The organism is Mesorhizobium sp. M1E.F.Ca.ET.063.01.1.1, from assembly GCF_003998155.1.
In the GTDB taxonomy this organism is placed as follows: domain Bacteria; phylum Pseudomonadota; class Alphaproteobacteria; order Rhizobiales; family Rhizobiaceae; genus Mesorhizobium.
In genome coordinates, this window is record NZ_RZSC01000443.1 from 1 (window position 1) to 4,883 (window position 4,883).

Consider the following 4,883-nt stretch of genomic DNA (forward strand, 5'->3'; position numbering starts at 1 on the left):
CGCTTGGCGTCTGCGTCGGCATCGGCGCCTGGAACTATCCGATCCAGATCGCCGGGGCGGATTTCCACCCGGCGATCTGGATCGGATAGTTCCAGGCGCCGATGCCGACGCAGACGCCAAGCGCCTCGCGCCGCGTATAGGCGAAAGGCCCGCCGAGATCGACCGCCTCGCCGTTGAAGGCGGCGACCGCGCCGGCGAAATATTCGAGACAGTCGGCGGCCGAAGGCGCATCCGCCACCAGCGTCTCCTGGATCGCCTTGCCGGTGTCCAGCGTCTCGATGCGCGCCAGATCGGCATTGCGCGCGCGAAGGATGTCGGCGGCGCGGCGCAGGATGCGCCCGCGCTCGACGGGCTTCAGCCGCGCCCAGGCCGGCTGCGCCGCGCGCGCGGCCTCGATCGCCAACTCCAGCACGTTTGGCGTCGCCGAATGCAGCGTCGCGATGGTCTCGCCGGTCGCCGGATAGATCACCGGCAGGCGCGCGCCGCCTTCGTCCTCGATATAGCGGCCGTTGACATAATGCGATGCCGTTGGCTGGGCGCGCATGGGCGGTTCTCCAGTTCTCTTTCGAGGGGCGAAGCGATCCGCCCGGATCATGCGCTATCTGTCGGCCACCTGCCAGCGCGGATTGATCCAGGGCTCCTGGTTGGACGGCGCAAGCGGCGTGCGGCCGAGGATGTGGTCGGACGCCTTCTCGCCGGTCATGATCGAGGGTGCGTTGAGATTGCCGTTGGTCACGCGCGGGAAGATCGAGGAGTCGGCGACACGCAGACCTTCGACGCCGATCACGCGGCATTCCGGATCGACGACGCTGGTCAGGTCGTCGGCGCGGCCCATCCTGCAGGTACCGCAGGGGTGGTAGGCGCTTTCGGCATGGTCGCGGATGAAGGCGTCGAGCTCGTCGTCGGACTGCACATGGCCGCCCGGCGAAATCTCCTTGCCACGGAACCCATCGAACGCCTTCTGGCCAAAAATCTCGCGCGTCAGCCGGATGCAGTGGCGGAACTCGCTCCAGTCGTCCGGATGCGACATGTAGTTGAAGCGGATCACCGGCTTGGCAAGGGCGTCGGGAGAGCGCAGCGTCACCGAGCCACGCGACTTGGAACGCATCGGCCCGACATGCGCCTGGAAGCCGTGTGACTTCGCCGCCTTCTTGCCGTCATAGCGCACCGCCGCCGGGATGAAGTGATACTGGATATCGGGATAGTCGACGCCGGCCTGCGAGCGCACGAAGGCTGCGGCTTCAAAGTGGTTGGTGGCGCCGAGGCCCGTCTTGAAGAACAGCCACTGCGCGCCGATCATCGCCTTGGAGAAGGGATTGAGCACCGAATTCAGCGTGATCGGCCTGGTCGCTTCCTGCTGGATGTAGAGCTCCAGATGGTCCTGCAGATTGGCGCCGACGCCCGGCCGATCGGCGATGACCTTTATGCCGTTTTCCTGCAGATGCGCGCCGGGGCCGATGCCTGACAGCATCAGGATCTTGGGCGAATTGATCGAGGATGCCGCGACGATCACTTCGCGTCGCGCCTTAACGACCTGAATCTTTTTGTTAGCTTCGATCTCGACGCCGATGGCGCGTTGATTCTCGATCACCACACGTCGGGCGAAGCCCTTGACCAGCCTCACATTCTTTCGCTTGAGAGCCGGTTTCAGATAAGCGTTGGCCGCCGACCAGCGGCGGCCACCCCAAATGGTTTGCTCCATCGGGCCGAAACCTTCCTGCTTCGATCCGTTGTAGTCGTCGGTGAGCTCGAAACCGGCCTGGCGGCCTGCCTCCATGAAGGCGCCGTAGAGCGGGTTCTTGCGCGTGCCGCGCTGCACATGCAGCGGGCCGCCGTGGCCTCGCCAGCCGTCCTCGCCGCCGTCGGAATCTTCCATGCGCTTGAAATAGGGAAGCACATCGGCGAAGCCCCAGCCGGTCGCGCCCTGTTCGGCCCAGTGATCGAAGTCGCGCGCGTGGCCGCGCACATAGACCATGCCGTTGATCGAGGACGAGCCGCCGATCACCTTGCCGCGCGGCGTGGCAAGCACCCGGCCGCCGAGATGCGGCTCAGGCTCGCTGGCGAAGCCCCAGTCATAGAGGCTCATATTGAGCGGGATCGACAGCGCCGACGGCATCTGGATCAGCGGTCCGATATCGGTGCCGCCGAACTCGATGACGATCACCGAGTGCTTGCCGTCCTCCGACAGCCTGTAGGCCATGGCCGAACCGGCGGAGCCGGAGCCGATGATGACGAAATCCGCTTCAAGCATTGTTCATATGCGCCATAAAATCGGCGAGCGAGACATTGCCGCCGGTTGCAACCACAAGGACGGTTTTGTCCTTCACCTCCACTTTGCCGCCGAGCAGTGCTGCCAGCGACGCCGCGCCCGAGGGCTCCAGCACCAGCTTCATCCGCTCGAAGGCGATCTTCATCGCGCGCCGCACCGAGGCGTCGTCGACGGTCACGCCGCGAACGCCGGCAGCACGCACCGCGGCGAACGGCGCCTCGCCGGGCTTGCGCGCCATCAGCCCGTCGCAGATCGATTTCGGCCCGATCGGCATGGTTTCGATCGCGCCATGCGCGAGCGACGAGCCCATGCCGTTGAAGCCTTCAGGCTCGACGGCGATGATCTCGGTTTTCGGCGACAGATAATGGAAGGCGAGCGAGACGCCGCCGATCAGCCCGCCGCCGCCGACCGAGCAGAAGACGAGGTCGGCGTGAGCCTTCTTGGCCGCCAACTGGTCGAGCGCTTCCAGCCCGGCGCCAGCCTGGCCGGCGACGATCTCGGGATCGTCGAAGGGATGGAGCAAGGTGAGCCCCTCTGTCTCGGCGATCTCGCGCGCCTTGGCGGCCGCGACTTCCTCGCGGGCGCGATCGCCATGGTCGGTGAGCACCACGCGCGCCCCATAGCCGGCGGTCGCGTCGCGTTTTGCGGCCGGCGCATCGATCGGCATGACGATGGTGACGGGAATGCCGAGCGCCTGGCCGGCGGCCGCCAGCCCTTGTGCGAAATTGCCCGAGGAATAGGCGACGACGCCCTTCTTCGCTTCGTCGGGCGACAGCCGCGTCAGCCGCCAATAGGCCCCGCGCACCTTGAAGGAGCCTGCCCATTGCAGCGATTCCGGCTTGACGAAGACGCGCGCTGCGCCCGTCTCCCTGGCAAGGGCAGCCGACTCCAGCAGCGGCGTCACCTGCGTTGCCGCGGACGTCACGGCATAGGCACGTTTCAGGTGGTCCAGAGTGGGAACGAGAATATCAGCCATCATTCGCCTCGCGGATAGCGTTTGCTTTCCTCGAGATTGTCGAGGTTCATATGATTGCGCATGTAGCGCTCCGAGGCCTTCTGCAGCGGCTGGAAGTCCCACGGGTAGTAGGCGCCGTTGCGCAGCGCCGGATAGACGACCCAGCGGCGCGCCTGGCTTTCGCGGACCGAGGCGTCGAAGCCGGCCATGTCCCAGCGCGCCCGGACTTTGTCCATGAAAGCGGCCACCAGGGCTGCGTTCGTCGCATCGCCGGCGAGGTTGTTACGCTCGAGCGGATCGGCATCGAGGTCGAACAGTTGCGGCGCGTCGAGCTCGCAATGGATGAACTTGTATTTGGCCTCGCGGATGGCGACCAGCGGCGCGTAGGAGCCTTCGGCCGCATATTCCATCAGCACCGGCGCGGTGCGCACCTTGCCGTCAAGCAGCGGCAGCAGCGACTGGCCGTCGGTCCATGGCGCGATCCCCGCGATGTCGATGCCGGCGAGGTCGCAGAGCGTCGGGGTCACGTCGAGGTTGGAGACAGGCGCTTTGACCAGCCTGGCCGGCACGCCTTTGCCGGCGATCATCAGCGGCACACGCACGGACCCTTCGAAGAAGCTCATCTTGAACCACAGGCCGCGCTCGCCCAGCATGTCGCCGTGATCCGAGCAGAACAGGATGGTGGTGTCGTCGAGCATGCGGGTACGCTTGAGAACGTCCAGCAACTCGCCAAGCTTGTCGTCGACATAGGAAATGTTGGCGAAATAGCCACGCCGCGAGCGTCGCACTTGTTCGTCGGTGATCTCGAAAGATGCATAGTCGCTGGCGTGGTAAAGCCGTTGCGAATGCGTGTCCTGCTCGTCATACGGGATGAACGGTGTTTCCGGATCGAGCGCCTGGCAGTGTTCGTAGAGATCCCAGTACTGCTTGCGCGCGACATAGGGATCGTGAGGGTGGGACAGCGAAACGGTGAGGCACCAGGGCCGGCGGCCTGGATCGTCCTGCTCGCGCGAAAGCTGGTAGATTTTTTGCTTCGCCAGGAACACGACCTCGTCGTCATACTCCATCTGGTTGGTGGTCTCGGCGACGCCGGCACCGGTGACGGAGCCCAGATTGTGGTACCACCATTCGATGCGCTCGCCGGGCTTGCGATAGTCCGGTGTCCAGCCGAAATCGGCGGGATAGATGTCGGTGGTCAGCCGCTCCTCGAAGCCGTGCAACTGGTCCGGTCCGACGAAATGCATCTTGCCGGACAGGCAGGTGTAATAGCCGGCGGCGCGCAGATGATGCGCGAAGGTCGGGATCGAGGAAACGAACTCGGCCGCGTTGTCATAGACCCCCGTTCGCGAAGGCAACTGGCCGCTCATGAATGAGGCCCGGCCCGGCGCGCAGAGCGGCGAGGCCGTGTAGTTGTTGGCAAAGCGCGCCGAGCGCTGGGCGAGCGCCTTCAGATGCGGCGCATGCAGGAAATCGGCCGGCCCATCCGGGAACAGCGTTCCGTTGAGCTGATCGACCATGACGATCAGGAAATTGGGCCGTCGGGTCGTCAAGGCAGGCTCCGTCCGTTGAGCTTGGTTTCGAGATAGTCTTCGACCAGCGCGATCGCGCTCTGCGCGTTAGGCACGCCGTCCTTCAGCGCGCGCCGGATGTAGAGTCCGT

The 4,883-nt window shown here is 65.2% G+C and carries 3 protein-coding genes and 2 pseudogenes; all 5 read right to left on the reverse strand.

Annotated elements, in window-relative coordinates:
• Positions 1-37: 37 nt before the first annotated feature.
• Positions 38-544: pseudogene (locus EOA29_RS24925) on the reverse strand (aldehyde dehydrogenase family protein); the annotation flags it as partial.
• A 54-nt stretch (positions 545-598) separates the two neighbouring features.
• Entirely contained in the window at positions 599-2,251 is a 1,653-nt protein-coding gene (gene betA, locus EOA29_RS24930) for a choline dehydrogenase (RefSeq protein ID WP_127221753.1), read from the reverse strand.
• A complete protein-coding gene (locus EOA29_RS24935; protein ID WP_189478977.1) occupies positions 2,244-3,248 on the reverse strand; it encodes a threonine/serine dehydratase in 1,005 nt (334 codons plus the stop codon). The genes betA and EOA29_RS24935 overlap by 8 nt, the downstream gene beginning before the upstream one ends.
• Complete coding sequence (gene betC, locus EOA29_RS24940) at positions 3,245-4,774, reverse strand: choline-sulfatase (protein ID WP_127221755.1); 1,530 nt, start codon at positions 4,772-4,774, stop codon at positions 3,245-3,247. The genes EOA29_RS24935 and betC overlap by 4 nt, the downstream gene beginning before the upstream one ends.
• A pseudogene (locus EOA29_RS24945) lies at positions 4,771-4,883 on the reverse strand (transcriptional regulator BetI); the annotation flags it as partial. The pseudogene EOA29_RS24945 and the gene betC, both read right to left, overlap by 4 nt.